This window comes from Streptomyces sp. NPDC058701 (assembly GCF_042715295.1).
Lineage (GTDB): Bacteria > Actinomycetota > Actinomycetes > Streptomycetales > Streptomycetaceae > Streptomyces.
The window spans coordinates 115530-136544 of the sequence record NZ_JBHXSY010000007.1; the positions used below are offsets into that span (position 1 = coordinate 115530).

At 73.7% G+C, this 21015-nt stretch carries 21 protein-coding genes and 1 pseudogene; 11 read left to right on the plus strand and 11 right to left on the minus strand.

Annotation, left to right across the window (positions count from 1 at the left end):
- Positions 1-270 precede the first annotated feature (270 nt).
- The 3 genes from ACFWW8_RS09835 (at position 271) to ACFWW8_RS09845 (ending at position 2647) form a co-directional block, all read left to right on the plus strand.
- A complete protein-coding gene (locus ACFWW8_RS09835; RefSeq protein ID WP_386526422.1) occupies positions 271-1353 on the plus strand; it encodes a Gfo/Idh/MocA family protein in 1083 nt (360 codons plus the stop codon).
- 6 nt (positions 1354-1359) lie between these two features.
- Positions 1360-2193 carry a hypothetical protein gene (locus ACFWW8_RS09840; protein ID WP_386526035.1) on the plus strand — a complete coding sequence of 278 codons (834 nt, stop codon included), beginning with the start codon at positions 1360-1362 and terminating at the stop codon, positions 2191-2193.
- 157 nt (positions 2194-2350) lie between these two features.
- Positions 2351-2647 (plus strand): hypothetical protein, encoded by a 297-nt coding sequence (locus ACFWW8_RS09845; protein WP_386526037.1) that lies wholly within the window; start codon positions 2351-2353, stop codon positions 2645-2647.
- Here ACFWW8_RS09845 and ACFWW8_RS09850 read toward each other — a convergent pair.
- Together ACFWW8_RS09850 and ACFWW8_RS09855 are read right to left on the minus strand one after the other, a co-directional pair.
- Positions 2616-3581, minus strand: a complete 966-nt coding sequence (locus ACFWW8_RS09850; RefSeq protein WP_386526039.1) for an aminotransferase class IV — start codon at positions 3579-3581, stop codon at positions 2616-2618. The genes ACFWW8_RS09845 and ACFWW8_RS09850 overlap by 32 nt on opposite strands.
- Before the next feature lie 157 nt (positions 3582-3738).
- The gene (locus ACFWW8_RS09855; protein WP_386526042.1) at positions 3739-4239 is read right to left on the minus strand and encodes a nucleoside 2-deoxyribosyltransferase domain-containing protein; all 501 of its coding nucleotides are present in this window, start codon (positions 4237-4239) and stop codon (positions 3739-3741) included.
- 336 nt (positions 4240-4575) lie between these two features.
- Here ACFWW8_RS09855 and ACFWW8_RS09860 point away from each other — a divergent pair, with 336 nt between their 5' ends.
- Positions 4576-4974, plus strand: a complete 399-nt coding sequence (locus tag ACFWW8_RS09860; RefSeq protein ID WP_386526044.1) for a hypothetical protein — start codon at positions 4576-4578, stop codon at positions 4972-4974.
- Positions 4975-5015: 41 nt separating this feature from the next.
- Here ACFWW8_RS09860 and ACFWW8_RS09865 read toward each other — a convergent pair whose 3' ends face one another.
- Positions 5016-5636 (minus strand): nucleoside/nucleotide kinase family protein, encoded by a 621-nt coding sequence (locus tag ACFWW8_RS09865; protein ID WP_386526046.1) that lies wholly within the window; start codon positions 5634-5636, stop codon positions 5016-5018.
- Positions 5637-5954: 318 nt separating this feature from the next.
- On the opposite strand from ACFWW8_RS09865, the pseudogene ACFWW8_RS09870 reads away from it, so the two are divergent.
- Positions 5955-6008, plus strand: a pseudogene (locus ACFWW8_RS09870) (hypothetical protein); the annotation flags it as partial.
- Positions 6009-6437: 429 nt separating this feature from the next.
- On the opposite strand, the gene ACFWW8_RS09875 reads toward ACFWW8_RS09870, so the two are convergent.
- The 4 genes from ACFWW8_RS09875 to ACFWW8_RS09890 form a co-directional block, all read right to left on the minus strand.
- Positions 6438-6674: a hypothetical protein gene (locus ACFWW8_RS09875; protein ID WP_386526434.1), complete on the minus strand. Its 237-nt coding sequence runs from the start codon at positions 6672-6674 to the stop codon at positions 6438-6440.
- 143 nt (positions 6675-6817) lie between these two features.
- Positions 6818-7120 (minus strand): response regulator transcription factor, encoded by a 303-nt coding sequence (locus ACFWW8_RS09880; protein WP_386526047.1) that lies wholly within the window; start codon positions 7118-7120, stop codon positions 6818-6820.
- Positions 7121-7342: 222 nt separating this feature from the next.
- A complete protein-coding gene (locus ACFWW8_RS09885; protein WP_386526050.1) occupies positions 7343-9133 on the minus strand; it encodes an ABC transporter permease/substrate binding protein in 1791 nt (596 codons plus the stop codon).
- Positions 9133-10185, minus strand: a complete 1053-nt coding sequence (locus ACFWW8_RS09890; RefSeq protein ID WP_386526425.1) for a glycine betaine/L-proline ABC transporter ATP-binding protein — start codon at positions 10183-10185, stop codon at positions 9133-9135. The genes ACFWW8_RS09885 and ACFWW8_RS09890 overlap by 1 nt, the downstream gene beginning before the upstream one ends.
- Before the next feature lie 479 nt (positions 10186-10664).
- Here ACFWW8_RS09890 and ACFWW8_RS09895 point away from each other — a divergent pair, with 479 nt between their 5' ends.
- Positions 10665-11210 (plus strand): VanZ family protein, encoded by a 546-nt coding sequence (locus ACFWW8_RS09895; RefSeq protein WP_386526053.1) that lies wholly within the window; start codon positions 10665-10667, stop codon positions 11208-11210.
- A gap of 17 nt (positions 11211-11227) precedes the next feature.
- Here the strand turns inward: ACFWW8_RS09895 and ACFWW8_RS09900 are convergent, their stop codons facing one another.
- The gene (locus ACFWW8_RS09900; RefSeq protein WP_386526056.1) at positions 11228-12184 is read right to left on the minus strand and encodes a SigB/SigF/SigG family RNA polymerase sigma factor; all 957 of its coding nucleotides are present in this window, start codon (positions 12182-12184) and stop codon (positions 11228-11230) included.
- A 145-nt stretch (positions 12185-12329) separates the two neighbouring features.
- Between ACFWW8_RS09900 and ACFWW8_RS09905 the strand changes: the two genes are divergently transcribed.
- The 3 genes from ACFWW8_RS09905 (at position 12330) to ACFWW8_RS09915 (ending at position 14962) form a co-directional block, all read left to right on the plus strand.
- Positions 12330-12755: a MarR family transcriptional regulator gene (locus tag ACFWW8_RS09905; protein ID WP_386526058.1), complete on the plus strand. Its 426-nt coding sequence runs from the start codon at positions 12330-12332 to the stop codon at positions 12753-12755.
- Positions 12756-13052: 297 nt separating this feature from the next.
- Entirely contained in the window at positions 13053-14066 is a 1014-nt protein-coding gene (locus tag ACFWW8_RS09910) for an SPFH domain-containing protein (RefSeq protein WP_386526060.1), read from the plus strand.
- Positions 14063-14962 (plus strand): hypothetical protein, encoded by a 900-nt coding sequence (locus tag ACFWW8_RS09915; RefSeq protein WP_386526063.1) that lies wholly within the window; start codon positions 14063-14065, stop codon positions 14960-14962. The genes ACFWW8_RS09910 and ACFWW8_RS09915 overlap by 4 nt, the downstream gene beginning before the upstream one ends.
- Before the next feature lie 59 nt (positions 14963-15021).
- Here the strand turns inward: ACFWW8_RS09915 and ACFWW8_RS09920 are convergent, their stop codons facing one another.
- Together ACFWW8_RS09920 and ACFWW8_RS09925 are read right to left on the minus strand one after the other, a co-directional pair.
- Complete coding sequence (locus ACFWW8_RS09920) at positions 15022-15843, minus strand: GntR family transcriptional regulator (protein ID WP_386526065.1); 822 nt, start codon at positions 15841-15843, stop codon at positions 15022-15024.
- A gap of 246 nt (positions 15844-16089) precedes the next feature.
- Positions 16090-17631, minus strand: coding sequence for an IucA/IucC family protein (locus ACFWW8_RS09925; RefSeq protein WP_386526067.1), 1542 nt, complete (start codon positions 17629-17631; stop codon positions 16090-16092).
- A gap of 108 nt (positions 17632-17739) precedes the next feature.
- Here ACFWW8_RS09925 and ACFWW8_RS09930 point away from each other — a divergent pair, with 108 nt between their 5' ends.
- Both ACFWW8_RS09930 and ACFWW8_RS09935 read left to right on the plus strand, forming a co-directional pair.
- Positions 17740-19269, plus strand: a complete 1530-nt coding sequence (locus ACFWW8_RS09930) for an IucA/IucC family protein (RefSeq protein WP_386526070.1) — start codon at positions 17740-17742, stop codon at positions 19267-19269.
- Positions 19270-19355: 86 nt separating this feature from the next.
- Complete coding sequence (locus ACFWW8_RS09935) at positions 19356-20009, plus strand: class I SAM-dependent DNA methyltransferase (RefSeq protein ID WP_386526072.1); 654 nt, start codon at positions 19356-19358, stop codon at positions 20007-20009.
- 418 nt (positions 20010-20427) lie between these two features.
- On the opposite strand, the gene ACFWW8_RS09940 is transcribed toward ACFWW8_RS09935, so the two are convergent.
- On the minus strand, positions 20428-21000 hold the full coding sequence (locus tag ACFWW8_RS09940; protein WP_386526075.1) for a snapalysin family zinc-dependent metalloprotease: 573 nt from the start codon (positions 20998-21000) through the stop codon (positions 20428-20430).
- Positions 21001-21015 lie beyond the last annotated feature (15 nt).

A 21015-nucleotide genomic window follows, 5' to 3' on the forward strand; every position in this document is an offset into this window, starting at 1 on the left:
CCCGGGCGGATTCCGGGGACGGCCTTCGAGGCAGCGTCCCCAACGCCGGACGAGGCAGAGTCAAGTCGCTTGGTGATTGCTTGTCAAGCACAGTCACTAAATGAGTCACTAATCCCGCCCACAAGCAAGTCACCTACCGTTGACATTCGCGGTCGACGGATATTGACTTGAGCGTGACGACCGCCCGTGCCGCTGTCATTTCCTCTTGCCGCCCGGCGGGAAACCACGAGACCCGAGGAGTTCTCCGTGAAACCCCTTGTTCATGCCGTGGTGGGATGCGGGCGAGTGGCCCCCAACCACATCGACGGATTTTCCGCGCTGCCGGACGCCGAACTGCGCTGGGCGTGCGACCGCGACCGCGCTCGGGCCGAGGCCCTGGCCCGCGAGTACGGGCTGCCGCACGTGACCTCGGACGTACGGGTCGTCCTGGCCGACCCCCTCGTCGACAGCGTCTCCATCGCCGTCGACCACGCCCAGCACCACGAGCTGGCCGCCGCGGCGCTCAGGGCGGGCAAGCACGTTCTGGTGGAGAAGCCGCTGGCCATGACCGCCGAGGAGGGCGAGGCCCTGACGGCCCTCGCCGAACGGACCGGCCGCGTGCTGTCGGTCGTCTCGCAGCACCGCTACGACCCGGTGGTCGCCGCAGTCCGCGACTGGATCGGCGAGGGCCTCCTGGGGCGGCTCGTGTCCGGCACCGTCAGCCTCCAGTGCGGCCGCGACGACGGCTACTACGCCGACAGTTACTGGCGCGGCACCTTCGCCGGCGAGGGCGGCTCCGCCCTGGTCAACCAGGGCTACCACGCGCTCGACGTGACGCGCTGGCTCACCGGCGGCCTCACCGTGGTCGGTGCGGCCGCCGGGCACACGGCACCCCGCGGCGGCATGGAGACGGAGGACACCCTCGCGGCCGTCCTGCGGGGCCCGCAGGGCGCGCTGGTGACGTACCAGGTCACCGTGGCGAGCAGCATCACCTGGCGCACCCGGATCGAACTCGTCGGCACCGAGGGCTCGGTCCTCTTCGATCTCGACCACCCCGGGACGCTGCACGTCGCCGAGGGGGGCGTCGCGCTGCGTGCGGCGGCGCGCGAGGTGGGCGCGCCGGCCGCGCCGGCCCCCGCCGGCATCGGCTACTACGGCATCTCGCACCGGCGGCAGATCGCCGACTTCGCCGCAGCGGTCCGCGACGGTCGCCCGATGACGGCCGACGGCGCGGCGGGGCTCGGCACCCTGCGGCTGCTGCGGGAGATGTACCGCGCCGCCCGGTCCGAGGGCTCGGCGCCCGGCGCGTCCACGGCGGCGCCCGGGCCGCGGGGGGCCGCGGCGGCGGCCGCGGCGGCGCCCCTGGGCGGGTGACGGGAGGTGGCAGACATCGTCGCCGTCGCCGGCGTCCCGCACACCCCGGGCTTCCCCGCCCTCGCCCGCACCGACACGGCCGCGGGGGCGGAACTCGCACGACGCTACGCGGCGGTCGAGGAGGTGGTCGCGCGGGCGGACGCCGATGTCCTCGTCATCCTCACCTGCGACCACATCAACACCTTCACCCCCGACATGTGGCCGACGTTCGCCATCGCCACCGGGGACGGCGTCCGCGGCCCCAACGACGACGTCCCGGGCGTCTCCCCCACCTCGTACGCGCTGGACGGGGACATCGGGACCACGCTCCACCGCGGCCTCGTCGCCCAGGACTTCGACCCGGTGGCCCTGCGCGGCCACTCGGTGGACCACTCCGTCGTGGTGCCCCTGCACTTCCTCAACACGCGCCGGCTGCCCGTCGTCCCCGTGTACCTGAACGGCATGGTGGCGCCCAGGCCTTCGGCCGAGCGCTGCAGACGGCTCGGCCGGGTGCTGCGCAACGCCCTGGAGGACCTGCCGGGCCGTCGCATCGCCGTCGTCGCGAGCGGCAGCTTCTCCCTGGAGGTCGGCGGCCCCCGCATGCTGCCCGGCCGGCTGTACGGCGTTCCGAGGCCGTCCTGGGCCGGCACCGTCGCCGACCGGCTGTACCGGGGCGACCTGGACGGGCTCGTCGCCGAGACCACGGAGCGGCGCATCGAGGAGGCCGGAACGGTCGCCGGCGAGGTCCTGCCGTGGATCGCGGCCGCCGAGATGGCCGCGGACCTGTCCGTCGCCCACATGGACCACCGGGAGGGCGAGGGCCACGCCTTCGCGGCGTGGGGCACCGGCCGGAACGGCTGAACGGCCGCACGCGGTGGGCGAAGCCCGCGGCTCCGGAACGCGGGGGACGCGTTCCGGAGCCGGGGCGGGAGGACGTGCGGGTACGCGGAACAGGGCCGTGGAGACGCCGCGAGGTGACACGGCAGGAAGAGCGAGAAGAGAACGAAAGGACACACCCATGGGCATCCATGCGATCGACCGTCTCTGCTACGACATCGCGCACGATCCGGAGACCCTGGCACGGATGCGCGCGGACCCGCGGCGGGAGCTCGCCCGCCGCCCGCTGACCGCGGCGGAGCGGGACGAGCTGCTGCGGGGCGACGTCGCCGCCCTCTACCGCCGCGGGGCGCATCCGGTCCTGCTCGTACGGCTGGCCACCTTCCGGGTGCTGGGCCTCGATCCGGCGCTCTACGCCGCTCGCATCCGTACGGCAGAGCCGCGCTTCAGCGTGCCGGCGGACCCGGGACGGCCGTGACCGGCGTGACCGACGGGACCGGCGGGACCGGCGTGAGCCACTCGTCGTGCTTGTCGGTGACGGCGCGGACCGTGTCGTGGTAGCAGGCCTCCAGCGCCCGCGTGACCTCCCCCGCGGTCTTGCCGTCGCCGAGGGGGAACCCGTCGACCTCCACGGCGGGCAGCACCTCGGCCGCGGTTCCCATCAGGAAGATCTCGTCGGCGAGGTACAGCTCCGTCCGCTCCACGGGCCGGACCTCGACGGACAGGCCGAGCTCCTCCTCGGCGAGCTGGAACAGGGTGTTGCGGGTGATGCTGTCCAGGACGCCGCTGGCCAGGTCGGGGGTGATGAGCCGGCCGCGCTTGACCAGAGCTATGCACGAGCCGGAGGACTCGGTGACGTTCCCCGCGCCGTTCAGGAAGACGGGCCAGTCGGCGCCGCGGGCCCGGGCGTCGATGTTGCCCAGCCTGCCGTTGTGATAGTTCGAGAACACCTTCATCGACGCCGGGGAGGCGCCCGGGTTGAAGCGGGGCCAGGAACTGACGGCGAGCGTGCAGGTGCGCCCCTGCCCGAGCTTGCTCTCGAACTCCCAGGTCTCGATGGCGATCTCGGCCGGCGTGCCGCGCGGCACCATCTGCTCCTTGTGCGTCCCTCCGGCGAAGCCCCACGGACGCACATAGAGGTCCTTGCCGCTGGTCTCCCACGAGGAGAGCAGCTCGACGGTGGCCGCGACGAGCGCGTCCGCGTCGAACGCGGGCTCCATCCAGCTCAGCCGGAGCGAGTCCAGCAGCCGCTGCATGTGGTCACGGAGCCGGAATCCGTGCAGCGTCCCGCGCGTGCCGCTCCAGTAGGAATGCACGCCTTCGAAGGCGGCGGAGACCGAGGCGTGCCCGACGGAGCTGATGTGCACCGTCGCCTCTTCCCACGGCATGAAGGTGCCATTGCGCCAGATCAAACGCCCATATTCGGAAGACACGCTTGCCCCTCTCGGTGACCCAGACGAACGCGGCTCAGCACGAGCTCACGCCGAGCACTGACCGCACTCTAGATTTGACAAAGAGGGCTGTCAAGATAGTCACAATCTGAGTCAATATTGCTTCGCGGGGGGCAGGCTACCGGGTGGTCGTCGCCGTGACGAGGGTGAGCGCGGCAGCGACCGTGTCGTGGAGGGTCTCGCGTACGGGGACCCCGTGGCGGCGGGCGACGTGGATGAGGTAGCGGTTGCGTTCGGGGTTGGGGCAGTCGGGCGGGCAGCCGAGAACGGCCCGGCCGGTGGCGACGTCGAGGCCGAATTCGACGTTGGTGGTGAAGCCGGGGAGGGATGTGAGGTCTCGGGGGATCCAGAAGAGGATCGCGTCGGCGTGCCGCCGGGCGTCGGTCTCCCAGTCGACCTGGTCGTCGTAGTCGGCGGCGCGGAACCCTCCCCGCGACTCCGGGCTCAGGACCGTCAGCCGCTGCGGGCCCGCCCATTGGGCGGCGAGCTCCCCGATCGCGTCGGGCCGCCAGGACGCCACGGGCTGGTCGGCGCGCGGCGTGGGGCCGGCGAGGAAGACACTGGGCCCGGAGGCCGGGATCGGCTCGCGGGCGTAGACGAGGTGCGGGGTCACTGGCATCGGTCGCTCCGGTGTGCTGCGGGGTCCGGGAGAACCGCAGGCGGTCGCCGGCGGTGCGGGGCGCGAGGCGGAGGTGGGTCTGCGGGGCCGCGGCCCCCTCGACCCGGTGGTGTTCGCTGCCGGGTACCCGGTCATCAGCTCGGCCACGCGCCGCACCGCCCCCGCCGTCACATCCGGATCCTGCCCCGCGAACCCCGCCCCCAACGCCCCGGACGTCACCGCCAGAGGGTCGTCCGGGGGACCGGCGGGCGTGGGGGGCGCCGAGGAGAGGGCGGGACCGGACACAGTGGGGCGGGGCCGGCTCCGGCCCCGCCCCTCCAGGGAACGGAGAATCCGGTGTCGGTGAACAAGGTGACGGGTGCGGAACTCGCCGCGAAACTGCTGCAGGACGTCGATGACGAGCACGTCCGGGCCGCCACGCGGCTTCTCGGCTCCCATCAGGACGGCCTCTGGCTGCGCCGCTTCACCGAGGACCGGGAACTCGTGGACGCGGCCGGCCGCCCGCTGATCGGCAAGACCGGCGGGATCGACTGGGACGGCCTCGCCCGGCTGCTGCGCACCCCGCGGTGGTCGCGCCGGGCCTCCGCCGGCGAGGTCGCCGTACTGGAGTTCGCGGTCTCCCTCGTGGGCGACTGCGCCGTGAACCTCCGGCAGAGCGTCCACGCGGTCGACGACGACGACTTCCAGCTCCTCCTGCGCGCGCTGCGCGAGTCCGCGCACGGCGAGACGGTCTGATCCCCCGGCCCGCGGTGGGGCGGCTCCCGGCCGGGCCGGCGTCAGCCGGTGTCGAGGACCAGGTCCGCCCGGTCCCGGCCCGGTGCGACGAGCCGGGCGTTGGCCTCGTCCGAGCGGGCCACCCACGCACGCGCGTCCGCGGGGTCCTTGCCGTGGCGGACGTGCCGGTCGACGAGCCGGCCGATCCGCAGTCCGTCGTCGGGGGCGAGGTACCAGGCCTCGTCGAGCAGCGGGCGCACCCGGGCCCACTCCCCCGCGTCGTGCAGCAGGTAGTTGCCCTCCGTGATCACCAGCGGCACGTGGGACGCGACCGCGATGCTCCCGGCGATCGGCTCCTCCAGCGCCCGGTCGAAGGCGGGGGCGTAGACCGGCTGCGCGCCCGGTTCGCGCAGGCGCCGCAGGAGGGCGGTGTATCCGGCCGCGTCGAAGGTGTCCGGGGCCCCCTTGCGGTCGGCCCGGCCGAGCCGGACCAGCTCGGCCCCGGCCAGGTGGAAGCCGTCCATCGGCACCACCACGGCGACGTCCGGCCCCAGGGCCTCGGCGAGTCCCGCGGCCACGGTCGACTTGCCGGCACCCGGCGGCCCGGCGATCCCGAGGATGCTCCGGCCGCCCGGACCGGCCCGGTCCGCCAGCGCTCCTGCCCGCCGTGCCAGTTCCGTCATGTCCACCCCCGTATCCTGCCGCACCCGCGGCCCGGACCCGGGGCGCGCGACGGGGTCAGGTCCGGGCGCCGATCCGGACCCCGGGCGGGTCGGGGGGTGAACGTCCAGCGTTGGTCGTGCTCCGACGACGAGCCGGCCAATCTGGCCGTCCCGCTGACTTCCTACTGCGACAGTTACCGCCGGTTCGACTCGACCGATCCGTTTTGGAGCGGCACAGGCGACGACACGGGCCTGATCGAAGCCTTCATGGACACTGGCCGGGAGCCGGGACCATCCACGACAGCGCGAGCGCTCGGTGTGCGGGGCACCGGCCGGGGCATGTCCCGGCAGATCGCCCGCCACTTCGGCACGATGGAGGCCGTCCGGGCCGCCGACGCGGTTGCCATGACGGCGGTGGAGCTGGTCGGAGAGTCCAAGGCCGCCCGGATCGTGGCTCGGCTGGCGGAGCTCGGCCCGGTCGTCGACAAGCTGGCGGCGGCCGGGGTCAGCCTGGTGGAGCCGCGCGTGGAGACCGCCGACGGTGCGGAGGAGGGGCCGCTCACGGGCCAGACCGTCGTCGTCACGGGGAAGATGGCGGGCGGGCGGCACGTCGTCGAGCGGCATATCCGGGCGGACCACGCTGCTCGTGGCGGGCGAGAAGGCCGGGAGCAAGGTCGCCGAGGCGACGGAGGCGGGCATCGAGGTCCTCGGCGAGGAGGCGTTCGCCGCACGCATCGCCGCGTTTCTCGCCGTCTGACCCCGACGTCCCCCACCCCCCGACCCCACCCCCCGATCCCACCGGCCGGAGGCCCGGGGGCGGGCTCAGCCCCTGCCGCGCCGGGGGCCCGGGGCGGGCGGGGTGACCGCCAGTACCGGAGGGGCCGGCGAGGACCAGCGGTGGCCGCAGGGGTCGAAGACCAACACCACCGGCCGGCCCGGGCGCTGGCGCCAGGAGATGCGCTCCGGCGCGCTCTCGCACACCGGACAGCGGGGCAACGGGCCCGGCTCCGGCAGGCACTCGGGTGCGGCCGCGAGCGGCGTGGAGTGCGTGTCACGCATGGAGGCTCCCTGGTCGTGCGGTTGGACTGATCGCACTGTGCCATGGACGGGCCCTTGTCCGCACGGGCGAATCATCCAGTGTTTTCGCTGGTCAGAGGTGGGGTCGCCAGGAGTATTCCGGTCCTCTTACGGGCACTTGGTGATCAACTGCTCACGCCTCGGGCTGCCACCAGGCCGGATCCGTACACCGCGGTCACCGCCCGGGCACGGTCGCGGACGCCCTGCTTGCCGAAGATGCCCGTGATGCGGTTCTTGACCGTCGAGACGCTGATGTCCAGGTCCCGGGCGATGTCGGCGTTGTCGAGGCCCGGGGCCGGAAGGTGCCGGTTCTCCCGCTCGCGCGGCGTCGGTTCGGCCGGCACCGCCGCGGTCGGCGGGCAGCGGCCGGGCGGGGCCCGTGCGTAGGCCGAGATCAGCCGGGTCAGTCCCCGGGGAGGACTCCTCAAACGGCCGGGACCGGAGGCTCGTTCCCGGTGGCGGCCGCGCTGATCTCGCTGATCGCGGTGGCTGGTGCGGCCCCGGCACGCGGACGGGCCGACCGCGGCGGCGGAGCGCCTCGGACGCGTTGAGCGGGCGCCGCGCGTACGCACGAAGGCGCCGCCGGGCGCGGGACCCCGTACGGTCCCGCGCCCGCCGGCGCCGGTACTGATGTCGGCTCAGGTGCCGCCTCAGGCGAGCTTGTCGATCTCCGGGTGCTCGCCCAGCCAGGCGCGGACCGCCTCCTGCTCCTTGCCCTTGCCGGTCTCCTGGATCTTCGCTTCCAGGCCCGTGAGCTGCTCCTCGGTGAGCTTGAAGGAGCGCAGCCACTCGGCCACCTCGGGCTCGTCGGCGGCGAAGCCCTTGCGGGCGAGGGTGTGGATGCCGTCGCCCTTGCCCCAGGCGCCCTTCGGGTCCTCGAGCTTCGTCAGCTCGTAGGAGGAGTACGCCCAGTGCGGCGACCAGAGCACGGCCAGGACCGGCTCCTTCTTGTCGTAGGCCCGCTTGAGCTCGGCGAGCATGCCGGGGGTGGAGCCGTCGACGACCTGGTACTCGCCTTCGAGGCCGTACTCCCCCAGGACCTTGTCCTTCAGGATCGACATGGCGCCGGCGCTCGGCTCGATGCCGATGATCCGTCCCTTGAACCGTGCGGACTTGCCCTTGAGGTCGGCGAGCGAGCGCACGTCCTTCATGTACGAGGGCACGGACAGCTCCAGCGAGGTGGGGCCGTACCAGGAACCGAGGTCCTCCAGCTTGTTCCCGTACTTCTCCCAGTACTGGGCGTGCGTGACGGGCAGCCAGGCGTCGGTCTGGAAGTCGAGCTGGCCGCCGGCCAGGCCGGTGTACAGGGCGCCGGCCTCCAGCTGGCGGGCGTCGACCGTGAAGCCGCGCCGCTCCAGGAGCTCCTTCCAGAGGAAGGTGGAGGCGATGCCCTCGTCCCAGGGGATGTAGCCGACGGAGACGGTACGGCCCTTGCCGATGTTCGCGGCGCCGGTCGGGCCGGTCTCGTCGTCCGCGGCGAAGGTGTTCAGGCCGCCCGCGACGAGGGCCAGTACGACGGCTCCGGATACGGCGTGGGCGGGCTGGGGGCGGTGGTTCCAGACCTTGGCGGCGCCGGTTGCGGCGGACCGGGCCTTGGCGAGGGCGCGCCGGCCGAGCGGGGAGACGTGGCGGCCGAGCGCCCCGGTCATCCGGTCCAGGTACATGGCGAGGATGACGATGGAGATGCCCGCCTCGAAGCCGAGGCCGATGTCGACGTTGCCGATGGCGCGGTAGACGGCCCCGCCGAGTCCGCCGCCGCCGACCATGCCGGCGATGACGACCATGGACAGGCCCAGCATGATGACCTGGTTGATGCCCGCCATGATGGTGGGCAGCGCCAGCGGCAGCTGGACACGGACCAGGGTGTTTCGCGGGGTGGTGCCGAAGGCGTCTGCGGCCTCGACGAGGTCGGAGTCGACCTGGCGGATGCCGAGCTCGGTCATCCGGACGCCCGGCGGCAGCGAGAAGATGATCGTCGCGATGATGCCGGGCACGACGCCCACCCCGAAGAAGATGATGCCGGGGATGAGGTAGACCATGGCCGGCATGGTCTGCATGAAGTCCAGGACGGGCCGCATGACGGCGCTCACCCGGTCGGAGCGGGAGGCCCATATGCCGAGCGGGATCGCGATCACCAGCGTGACGAGCGTGGCCACCAGGACCAGCGACAGGGTGGACATGGCGTCGGACCACAGGTCGACGGAGTCGATGAGGGCGAGGCCGGCGAACGCGAGGAGGCCCGCGAGGAGTCCGCGCAGCCACCAGGCGGCGACGGCCAGGATGCCCGCGAACAGCAGCGGGTGCGGAGCGGACAGCACGGCGTCGATGCCGTCGTAGAGGCCGGTCACGAGCGCGCTGATCGCGTCGAAGAGCCAGGTCAGATGGCGCTGGAGGAAGTCGACACCGCTGTCGACCCAGGCGCCGAGGTGCAGGCGGGGCATCAGGCCGCCACCTCCGCGCAGGCCATGGGCGGCCGTTGTTCGTCACCGATGAAGGCGATGAGCCGGTCCTGCGGCACGGAGCCCACGACGGCGCCGTCCCCGTCGGTGACGGCGACCGGGTGCGGGACCCGGGCGCTGACGGCGCACAGGTCGGCGAGCGGGGTGTCGGCCGTGACGGTGGGGCAGTCACAGGCGTCGGCATCCGCGTCGGCGACGTCCATGACGGCGTCGGCCGTCAGCACGCGCGAGCGGTCGACGTCCTGGATGAAGGAGGCGACGTACTCGTCGGCGGGGCGGATGAGGATGTCCTCCGCGGTGCCCTGCTGGACGATCCGCCCGTCGCGCATGACGGCGATGCCGTCGCCGAGGCGCATGGCCTCGTTGAGGTCGTGGGTGATGAAGACGATGGTCTTCTTCAGGCGTCGCTGGAGCTCCAGCAGCTGGTCCTGCATGTCGCGGCGGATCAGCGGGTCCAGGGCGCTGAAGGACTCGTCCATCAGCAGCAGGTCGGCGTCGGTCGCCAGGGCGCGGGCGAGGCCGACGCGCTGCTGCATGCCGCCGGAGAGCTCGTCGGGCCAGGACGTCTCCCAGCCTTCGAGCCCGCACAGGGCCAGGGACTCGGCCGCGCGGCGCTCGCGCTCGGCGCGGTCGACGCCCTGGACTTCCAGCCCGTATGCGGCGTTCTCCAGGACGTTGCGGTGCGGAAAGAGCGCGAAGTGCTGGAAGACCATGGAGATCTTCGTGGACCGCACGCGGCGCAGCTCGCGCGGGCTGAGCGCCGTGAGGTCCTGGCCGTCGAAGAGGATGCGCCCCGCGGTGGGCTCGAGCAGTCCGTTCAGCATGCGCAGCAGCGTGGACTTGCCGGACCCCGACAGCCCCATGACGACGAAGATCTGACCGGGCTCGACGCTGAAGGAGGCGTCGATGACCGCGGCCGTCGTGCCGTCGGCGCGGAGCTCGTCGCGGCCGGAACCGCTTTCGAGCGCGCGCACGGCGTCGGCGGGTCGTCTTCCGAACACCTTGTAGACGTGTTCGGCCTGGAGCGTGGACACATACACCTCACGGGTCGTACGGGGTACGGCGGGCGCCGGCCAGGCCGGCGGGCCGTGGAGCGGGACGGGATCGACCCGCGTGCGCCGCGCGCCCGGCGTACTGCGCCGGAGGGCGTGGTTCCGCTCCGGCGGCCACCCTGCCCGGCATGCACACCGGCAAACGATGAGGTGACCCACCTCACGAGCGGGGCCGGCGCGCCCGGATATCCGGCCACGGCAGGGGTTGAACGGCGGTCTTCGGGTAAGCGGGGGCCATGAAACCGTTCAGCAAGGCGATGACGAAGCCCAGTTGGGGAAGCCGACTGCGCGCGGGGCGGACCGCCGGAGCGGGGGCCGCCGGGTCCGGGACGCTCGCACCGGATGTGACGCGGCCGACAGGCATGAAGCGGGTGGCGGAGCCCCCGCAGGCCGCACCGCGAGAGGCGGCGCAGCCGCGGGTCACAGGGGGGCCGGACGAGCCGCGGGAGTCGCGGCGAGAGGTGAAGGAACGGCTGGCGGCCGAGCGGGAGGACGGGGCCGCGTCCGCGTACAAGGCGCCGGCCCACCCGGCGGTGCGGGCGGTGGCGATGCTGGCGGCCCTGGCCGGGACCGTGGCGTTCAGCGTGGTTCTGGCGCGGCTGACGCTGGAGCCGTCACCGGCTTCGGTGGCCCTCACGTACAGCAACGTGCACCCGGGCCAGTCGATCCGCGCCTACCTGGACCACGGCACGGCCCGCGAGGCGGCGCGCCAGCTGGGCGGGAACCTGCTGCTGGGCGTGCCGTTCGGGGTGCTGCTGCCGGTACTGGTGCCGCAGGCCCGCGGACTGGCGCGGGTGGCGGTGAGCACGACGGTCGTGATGGTCCTCGTGGAGCTGGTGCAGGGGGCGCTCGTCACGGGGCGGGCCTTCGACATCGACGACGTGATCCTCAACACGGCGGGCGCGCTGCTCGGATACCTGCTCCTGGGACGGCGCCTGGGCCGGGCCGTGCATCCGCGGCGCCGGCACTGGTGGCACCGCTTCACCCGGCGGTCCTCCGCCGGGTGAAGGGGCCTGCGGGCACATCAGACCCGGTCGGCGCGGGCCACGCCCGCCGTCGGCCGGGCGTCCGTGTACCGGTCCTCCAGCATCGAGGTGCGCAGGTGGGTCAGGAGCCGGGTCAGCAGGCGGGAGACCTGCATCTGGGAGATGCCGAGCGCGGCGCCGATCTGCGCCTGGGTCAGCTCCTCGCCGAAACGCATCTGCAGCATCCGGCGTTCGCGGTCGGTGAGCTGCTCCAGCAGCGGTGCCAGGCTCTGGATGTCCTCGACCAGTTCCATGGCCGGCTCCTCCTCGCCCATCACGTCGGCGAGCGTGTGCCCCTCGGCGGGGCCGTCGCCGTGCTCGGCGTGCGGCGCGTCGAGCGAGCCGCTGGTGTGGCCGTTGGCGGCGACGAGGCCCTCTATGACCTCCTCGTCCGAGAGGCCGAGGTGACCGGCGAGGTCCGCGACCGTGGGCGCGCGGTCGAGCGTGGTCGTCAGCTCTTCCTTCGCCTTGGCTATGTCGATGCGCAGCTCCTGGAGCCGGCGCGGAACGCGCACGGCCCAGGAGGTGTCGCGAAAGTGCCGCTTGATCTCACCGGTGATGTACGGCATGGCCAGCGTGGAGAACTCGTTCTCCCGGGCCGGGTCGAACCGGTCGATGGCTTTGATCAGGCCGATCGTGCCCACCTGGACGATGTCCTCGATGTCCCCGGCGTCGGCGCGGTTGCGGAAGCGGCGCACGGCGTACTGCACGAGTGAGGCGTTCATCTCGATGAGCGTGTTGCGGACGTACTGGTACTCCGGGGTGCCCTCGGTCAGCTCGCGCAGGCGCAGGAAGAAGACCTTCGACAGTTCCCTCGCGTCGCCGGGCGCCACTTCTCGGGGCTCCGGGATGCGGGGCAGGCCCGCCGAGCGGGCCGCCTCGGCGACGGGGCGGGGACGGGGAACGGAGGTCGTGGTGGGGATGGAAGTACGGGCGGACGGGTAAGGGACCGGCATGGGGTTCGCTCCTTGGGCTGGTCGGCTTGCGGCGCGGGACCTTGACTGCCGTAGATGGTGGACCGCATCTGCTCGTACGTCAAGAAATACCGGAAATGCATTTCACGTCTTGCGTCACCTGAATCATTTAACGCATCATGAACACATGGGGAGCACGTCTCAGCGACAAAACTGGACATTTCTGACGAACCACGCCCGCGTTCTGGTGGCCATCGCCCGGGACCCGGCGGTTCGGCTCAGGGATGTCGCCGCCATGTGCGGGCTGACGGAGCGCACGGTCCAGACGATCGTCACCGACCTGGAGGCGGACGGGTACCTGCGGCGCGTCCGCGACGGCCGGCGCAACCGGTACGAGATCTCCACCGGCGCCGTCTTCCGCCACCCCGCCGAGGCCGGGGTCCAGGTGGCCGGCCTGCTCGCCCTGCTGACCGGTGCGGCCGCCGACCCCGACGCCCCGGCCCTCGTCGCGGACCTGGACGACGAGGAGGACACCCCGGACGAGGGAGACACCCCGGAAGACCACGGTCCCGCGACCCCCTCCACCCCGGGCCGGGTGTCGCCGGTCGCGTGACCTGCGACACGTCACAGCCCTCGAACGCACCCGGCGCGCCGCGATCCGGGCGGTGAGGGCCGACGGCCGAGGTGCGACCCCCGTCGCGGCCCTATTGGCCGAGGCCGCACCCCGTACGGCCGAACCTACTCCCGCACCCCACCGGACGCACCCCCGTCCCGCAGCCGACGGCGCCTCCCCGCCCGTCGGGGCGAGCCTCCCCCGAGAAGACCCCCTCAGGGAAGGCCTCTTCTCGTCCTCTTGACGATATCAACGCGGCTCATTATCGTCGTGTTGACGAAATCAAGGGGGTTCGCCATGGCCGACATCACCCGGCGCTTCGGCTGGCGTCATCTGCGCTCCGCGCCCACCGTTCACATCCGCCACCACAAGCGCGGCCGGCTCGTCCACGACGGGCGGGGGCTCAGCTTCTGGTACCGGTCGCTGTCGGCGGCGCTTTCCGAAGTGCCGGTCGACGACCGGGAGTTGGCCATGGCGTTCCATGCCCGTACGTCGGACTTCCAGGACGTCGCCGTGCAGGCCACCGTCACCTACCGCATCAGTGACCCGGCCGAGGCCGCGGACCGGATCGACTTCTCCGTCGACCCGGACACCGGGAGCTGGCGCGGCGCACCCCTGGAGCAGATCGCCACCCTCCTCACCGAGACCGCGCAGCAGCACACGCTGGACGTTCTGGCCCGGACCACGCTGGCTGCCGCCCTCGTGGACGGCGTCGCCTCCGTGCGGGGGCGGGTCGCCGCCGGTCTCGCCGACGAGCCCAGGCTCCCGGCCACCGGCATCGACGTGGTGGCCGTACGGGTCGTGGCGATCCGCCCCGAGGCCGACGTGGAGCGCGCCCTGCGCACCCCGGCCCGCGAGCAGATCCAGCAGGAGGCGGACCGGGCCACCTACGAACGGCGGGCCGTCGCCGTCGAGCGCGAGCGCGCCATCGCCGAGAACGAGCTGGCCAGTCAGATCGAACTGGCGCGGCGCGAAGAGCAGTTGGTCGATCAGCGCGGCATCAACGCCCGCCGCGAGGCCGAGGAGAAGGCGACGGCGGACGGTGTGAGGACCGAGGCCGAGGCGGCCCGCAAGGTCCGCCTGGCCCGCGCGGACGCCGAGGCGGCGCGCGAGACGGGTTCGGCGCGCGCCGAGGTGCAGGCAGCCTGGCTGCGCGTGCACGACGAGGCCGGCCCGGGCACGCTGCACGCCCTGGCGGTGACCCGGCTGGCGGAGAACCTGCCGCGGATCGAGAGCGTCACGCTCTCTCCCGACGTCCTCACCGGGCTCCTGAGCAGGCTCGGACGTCCGGAAAGCGGCGCGGGCGCGTGAGCCTGGCCCCGCGGGCGGTGCTCGTGCACCGCAGGACCGAGTACGAGGAACTGCTCGCCCGGCACGGGACGCACGGGCAGGCCGCGTTCTTCCTGTCCAGCCGGGGCCGGTCGATCGACGAGGTGGTCCGCCGCCACGACCGCACGCGGCAGGCGCTGCGCGAGGTGGCGGCGGCGGTGCCGCTCACCTGGCGCAGCTCGCGGGTCGAGCGGGCGGACCTGGACCGCTTCCTGTTCGCCCCGGAGGACGTGGTGGTCGTGGTCGGCCAGGACGGCCTGGTCGCCAACACCGCCAAGTACCTGCGCGGACAGCCGGTGGTGGGCATCGACAGCGATCCGGGGCGCAACCCGGGGGTCCTGGTCCGTCACCGCTGCGCCGACACGGCCGCGCTGCTGCGCGCGGCGATCGCCGCGGGGGGCCGGGCGGAGGAGCTGACCATGGTCGAGGCGGTCGCCGACGACACCCAGCGCCTGCTCGCGCTGAACGAGATCTACCTGGGCTCGGTCGGTCACCAGACGGCCCGTTACCGCCTGGGCTCCGACGGAGAGCAGGGTCCGGGCGAGGCCCAGGCGTCCTCCGGGGTGCTGGTGGGCACCGGTACGGGCGCCACCGGCTGGCTGCGTTCCCTGTGGCTGGAGCGCGGCAGTACGGCGGGACTGCCCGAACCCTGCGAGCGGCGCCTCCTGTGGTTCGTGCGCGAGGCCTGGCCCTCCCCCGCGACCGGTACGACGAAGGTCGCCGGTGAGCTGGGGCGGGGGCAGGAACTGCGGCTGACCGTGGAGTCGGACCGGATCGTGGTCTTCGGCGACGGGATGGAAGCCGACTCCCTGGAGCTGACCTGGGGCCAGAGCGTACGGCTGGGCATCGCCGAGACGTCGCTGCACCTGGTGACCTGAGCGCTGCCCGACCGGCCGTCACCACGGCGGACCCGCCGCACGGCCACGCGGGAGACGTCCTACGTGACCCGGAAGCCCGTGGCCGCGTGGTCGCGGCGGTCCCGGTGGAAGGTCAGGCGGTCCCAGGTCGGGAAGGACAGGTCGGTGACGGCGACCAGCCGGCCGTCGGTGTCGTGCAGGGTGCGTCGGACGGTCAGGCCGCACACCGGGGACGCGCTCGGCGGGTGCGTGGTGCGGGTCATGGTGATGGTCTCGGCGACCCGCCCCTCCGTCTGGACCCGGTCGAGCCAGCGGTGCAGCGGTTCGAGGTCCTCGTCGCGGGCATCGGCGGCCCGGTCGCGGTAGCGGGCGAGTTCGGGACTGGCGGCGGTCACCGCCGGGCTGAGGTAGGTCGCCGCGTGCCGCAGGGTCTCCCCCGCAGCGCCGTGGTCGCGCTGGTGGTGGACCAGGGTGCGGGCTCCGCCTCCCATGCCGAGGAGGGCCGCGAGCGAGGGCGGCACGGTGACCAGGGTGAGCCAGCTCCGCGTGAAGGCCGCGGCCGTCACGGAAGCGGCCCCCCGAGCCGCCGGGCGAACGTCCGGCGGCCCGGCGGCGGCAGCCCCCCGCACCGGCACGGAACCGGGGCCCGCCGACGGCTCCGGCTCCGCCGCGGGGCGGGTGCCGCGGCGCCCGGTGACGATGAGCCCGTCCTCGCGCAGCTGCTGGAGCGCCGCCCTGATGGTCTGCCGGTTGACCTGGTACCGGGCGGCGAGGCTCCGCTCGGAGGGCAGCTTGCCGCCGGGGGTGTGCGCGGCGCGGTCGAGATCGCCGCGCAGGGCTGCGGCGATCTGCTGGTACTTGGGCATGGCGGCCGGGCCGCCGCCCCGCGAAGGGGAGGGCATGGCTTCTCCTCTGACGGGTGGTCAAGGACTGCGCGGTCTGCCCGACCAACGTAGCATTGGTCTATACCTCTGGGTGAGAGGGGACCGGGATCGCGGTGCACGTTGGCCGATTCCGTACCCACCGCTCCGTCCGCCCACACCCGGAGACTCCGACGCCGCCCGTCCGCCCATCGCGGCCTCGTCCAGGTCGCTTCCTCCGGATCGTGCCGGACAACGCGGACCCGGCACGATCCGAAAGGAGGCGGCCTACCCCCGCAGCGGGTTCGGCAGGGGCAGGTAGCGGGCGTCCGCACCGTCGGCCCTCGTCCAGCGCAACAGCAGGTTGGTCTTGGCCGGCAGGGAGGGACCGTTCACCAGCTCCGCGATCTCGGGAAGCCCACGCGTGGCGTCGTAGCGCAGGAACTCCTGCCGCACCGCGCGCCACACGTGGGGCACGATGGCCGGATGGTGCTCGGCCAGCGCCCCGGCGACCTCCATGAGGTGGTTGACCACCAGGCAGTACACCAGCCGCTGCCAGGCGGCCTCCCTCCCGAGGTCAGAGAGGAGTTTGACGCCCTCCGCGTCGCGGAAGAGCGCCTGCACCGGCACGCCCGACGCGTCCACCGCGACCACGGTGTTCTGCAGGTGGGCCTCCAGGACCACCCCGTGCCGGGCGAACAGCTCCAGCACCGGCGGCACCACCTGCCGCAGGTACGCCCGCCACCAGCCCTCGGGGTCCGCCGCGCCGGCGAGCGGGCTCCCGGGCCAGCCCTCGGCGAGCCCGGCCGCCGCGAGCGGGGTGGCCCCGGGCCGTACGTGCGCGTGCAGGCCGTCGCGGACCAGGACGGCGAGCTCCTCGAAGGCGAACCCGGCGGTCCGGTAGCCGCGGTCGGCCAGCCAGGCCGCCGTGGAACCGGTCCGGCGCAGCGCGGCGAAGCCCGCCTCGACCGCCGCGTCGGTCCCGCGCAGCTGGAGCAGGTCGGGGCGCCACAGGCGGCGCACGTCGTTGGTGATCCGGACGTCGAGGCTGAACTTCACGAACAGGTCGGCGTCCGGATCGGGTGCGTACACGGTGCGGATCGAGGCGGTGGGCCAGACCGGCCGGCGGCCCTCCCCCAGGCGCAGCAGCCGCCGGTCGGCGAAGGCCTCGCGCACCCCGGGCCGGGCGGCGACCAGTTCCAGCTGCCACGGGTGGGCCGGCAGCAAGCGGTAGCCGGCGGGCGGGCGCGGGCCGTCGAGCACGTCCGCGAGCGCGTCGATCGCCCCGGCCGCGGCGGGGCCGCCCTCGTCCACCGCCTGGTCCTCGCGCACGCCGAGGAAGACCAGCGGAAAGCGGGCGTGGGCCTCCGGCGCGTACGGCAGCCAGCTCGCCACCGGCGCCCCGCCCCGGGACTTGGGGGCCGGGTGGTGGGGGTGGCCCATGATCAGGGACTGCTCGGAGCGGACGAACGGGTCCTCGGAGGGCTCCGCCCGCTCCCGGGCCGCCAGCAGTGCGGCGACCGCGGCGCGGCTGTCGGCGATCTCGACCGGGAGTTCGTCGTTCGCGGTCCCCGTGTACCGGCCCAGTTCGTCGGCGGTGAGCTTGACGAGGTCGGTGTGGCTGAGCGGACGCCAGCCGTCAACCGTGCGCAGTTCGGGGCCTTCGGGCCGGCGCCCGCCCCGCACCCGCAGCAGCCGCCCGCTGCCCCGCAGCCGGTGGACGCCCGCACCCCGGGGTTCGGCGGCCTCCCTGAGCAGGCAGTTCAGGAGCGGGGTGGTGGCGTACGCGTCGGCGGCGGCGTTGAGGTCCACTGGTTCCATTCGGTCCATCCGGTGCGCCGCGGGTTCGCGGGGCGTACCGGCGGCTGTGATCTTCAGTATCCGCGATCATGACGTGATCATCCTGCAAAGCACCATTCCGACCCCCGGAGCCGCCTCGTGCACGTACCCGCCTCTCCGGCCGAAGAGGCCGTCGCCCTCGGGCTGGACGCCGTCCGCCCGGCGCTCGGCCCCGCGTACGCCGCCGCCCTCGGCGGAGCCCGGTCGGCCGTGCTGACCCGGCTGTGGCGCGCGCTGGCCTTCGAGCCGCTGCCCTGGGTGGCGGCCCGGGAGCCGGGGCCGGGCTCGCTGACCGTTCTGCTCACCGGGGGCTCCCGGCTGGAGGGACCGGCGCCGGACGCCTACGCGACCGGGTCCCACGTGGACGAGCTGCTGCTCGACGGGAGGCCCTACCGGCAGGCCGCCCGGCTCGTCGGCGCTCTGGAGGTGCCGCACGGGGAGGGGTTCGCCGCCGAGCTGGACGGCAGTACGGCCTCCCTCGCACTCTCCCGTGCCGGACAGCCGCCCGCCCGCCCCGACACGGGCGAGCCGACCACCCGGGAGTGGGAGCAGCGGGTGGTCGACGGGCACCCGTACCACCCGAACTGCCGCTCCCGGCCCGGGTTCTCGGTGGCCGAGGAGCTGGCGTACGCGCCGGAGCACCGGCCGGTGGTGGAGCTGGGGCTGATCGCCGTACGGGAAGAGGAGTGCCTGGTGACCGGGGACTGGCCGGACCGGCTGCGCGACGCGGGGCGGATCCTGGTCCCGGTGCACCCGTGGCAGGCGGCGCACGTCCTGGGCAAGGAGCGGGTGGGAACCGGGTTCGCGGCGCACCCGCTGATGGCCCTGCGCACCCTGGCGCCCGCGGCGGGCGGCCCGCACGTCAAGACGGCGCTGAGCACCCGGCTGACCTCCTCGGTGCGCGACATCTCCGGCTACTCCATCGAGACCGCCTCGGCCGTCTCCGCCTTCGCACAGAGCCTCTCCGAACGCCTCGACGGGCGGCTGCACATCACCCGCACCCTGGGCGCGGCGACCGCGCACAGCCCGGACCTGGCGGCCGTGCTCCGCGAGCCCCCGGAGGCGTACGCGGACGCCTCCGCCGGTGAACGGGTGCTTCCGGTCGCGGCCCTGGGGGCGTTCCCCCCGGCCCGGTCGGCCGCCTGGCGGGCGGAGTTCGCCCGGCTCGCGCTGTCGGTGTGCCTGCGCGTCCTGGACCTCGGGGTGGCCCTGGAGGCCCACGGACAGAACCTCCTCGTCGTCCTGTCCCCCGGCGGCGCCCCGGTCCGGCTGGTCTACCGGGACCTCGCCGACATCCGGATCAGCCCGGCCCGGCTGCGGCGGCACGGCCTTGCGGTGCCGCCGCTGTCGGGGCGGCTGGTCACCGACGACGTCGCCCTACTGCGGCGCAAGCTGTTCGGGTCCCTGCTGACGGGGGCGCTCGGCGCCACGGCCGGCTCGGCCGGGGCCTTCGCCGAGGCCTTCGCGGAGGCGGCCGACCTGCCCGCCACCGCCGACACGGGCGCCCTGCTGAGGGACCCGCTGCCCACCAAGGCGCTCACCCTGATGCGGCTGAGCCCGGGCGTACCGGGCGACCAGTGGGCGGAGCTGCCCAATCCGCTGTCGGCCGGTCCGTCGGCACCGCGCTGAACGGCGCGGATAGCCCGGACCGGCCCGTCCCCTTCCGGTACGCGGGCCCGGCGCGATCCGTACGGGACGGGATAGTCTCCAGGGGCATGACAGCGACCTCGTACCTGAACTCCGTCCGGGCGTCGTACGACGCCGTCGCCGTGGACTACGCGCGCCTGGTCGGCGCCGGTCTCGCCCGCAGGCCGCTGGACCGGGCCGTGCTGGCCGCGTTCGCCGAGTCCCTGCGGGGAGACGGCGGCCGTGCGGTCGCCGACCTGGGGTGCGGTCCCGGGCGGATGACGGCGCATCTGGACGAGCTCGGCATACGGGCCTTCGGCGTCGACCTCTCCCCCGCGATGGTCGCCGTGGCGCGCCGGAGCTATCCGGGGCTGCGGTTCGAGGTGGGCTCGATGGCCGCCCTCGACGTGGCGGACGGCGTCCTCGGCGGGGTACTGGCCTGGTACTCGACGGTGCACACGCCCCCCTCGGAACTACCCCCGCTCTTCGCGGAGTTCGCCCGGGTGCTGGCTCCGGGCGGCCAGGTGCTGGTCGCGTTCGAGGTGGGCGACGAGCGGGTCCGGCTGGACCACGCGTACGGCCACCCGGTCGAGCTCGACGTGTACCGGACCCCGCCGGACCTGATCGCCTCCCTGCTGGCCGGGGCGGGTCTGGCCGAGACCGCCCGTCTGATCCGGGAACCCGTCGACGGCGAACCGTCCCCCCAGGGCTTCCTGCTGGCCCGCGGGGCGCCCCCGGCATAGGCGTGCGGGGAAGCGCTGGTCACGGGGGGAACTGTGGATGTCGGGACTGACCGCGACAGCACCCGGGCCCCGTCGGGGCACGGGAGCCGCATGCATCTCCTCCTGCACTTCCCGCGCCCCTCGGACTGGTATCGCACTCCTGCCCGTCACCCAACCCCGGCAACGCGGCCGACACGGCCGCTGACACCGCCACCCGACCTCCGCGCAGCGCAGCGCAGACACGCCGGACGATCCGTCGTACGCCGGGGGCACCGTCGGCGGCCGTGCAGGCCTGGTTGAGGGGTTCGGGGGACGCCGGCCTGCGTCACGGCACAGGCCTTCGCTGTCCCTCACTGCCGTGTCACACAGCCGAGGGATCGCGCCCCGCCCCGGCCGGGGCCCCGTCCCGGCCAGGGCCCCGCGCCGGTCCGCCCGGCGGTCAGGGAGCGTCGATGAGTACCCGGCCGTCGGTCGGCACGGTTGCCGCGAGTCCGTTCGCGTACGCGTTCTGCACGCGGGACCGCTCGGTCGCGTTGGGCACGGCGTTGGTGCAGGCCGTCCCGGCGCTGGACCCGGACATCAGCTGGGAGCACGGCCCCGGCTTGGTGTCCGGGAGGCCCAGGCTGTGGCCCAGCTCGTGCGCAGCGATGCGTGTCTTGTCGTACCCCTGGCTCACCGCCTGTGCGCCGAGTTCGACTCGCACCTGTCGCCCGGGACGGACCGGGCCGAGGGTGGCCTGCGGCCAGCCGGTGGTGGCCACGATGACGATCTCGGCCCGGACCCCGGGCGCGGCCTCCACCAGCCGAACGTTGGTGACGTTCGCGTTCCAGGAAGCGACCCCGGCCGTGATGGCCGCCTCCCAGCCGCCGGCCCGGCTGTCGTCGTATCGGAGGGTCACTACCGCTGCGGCGGCGTCCGGTAGGGGCGCGGGTGCCGCGGTCGCGGCGGTCGCCGCGGCGAGAACCATCGCGGCGGCGGAGGTACCGACTTTCAGCCAGGTGCCCAGAGACATGGTCGTCTTCCTTCA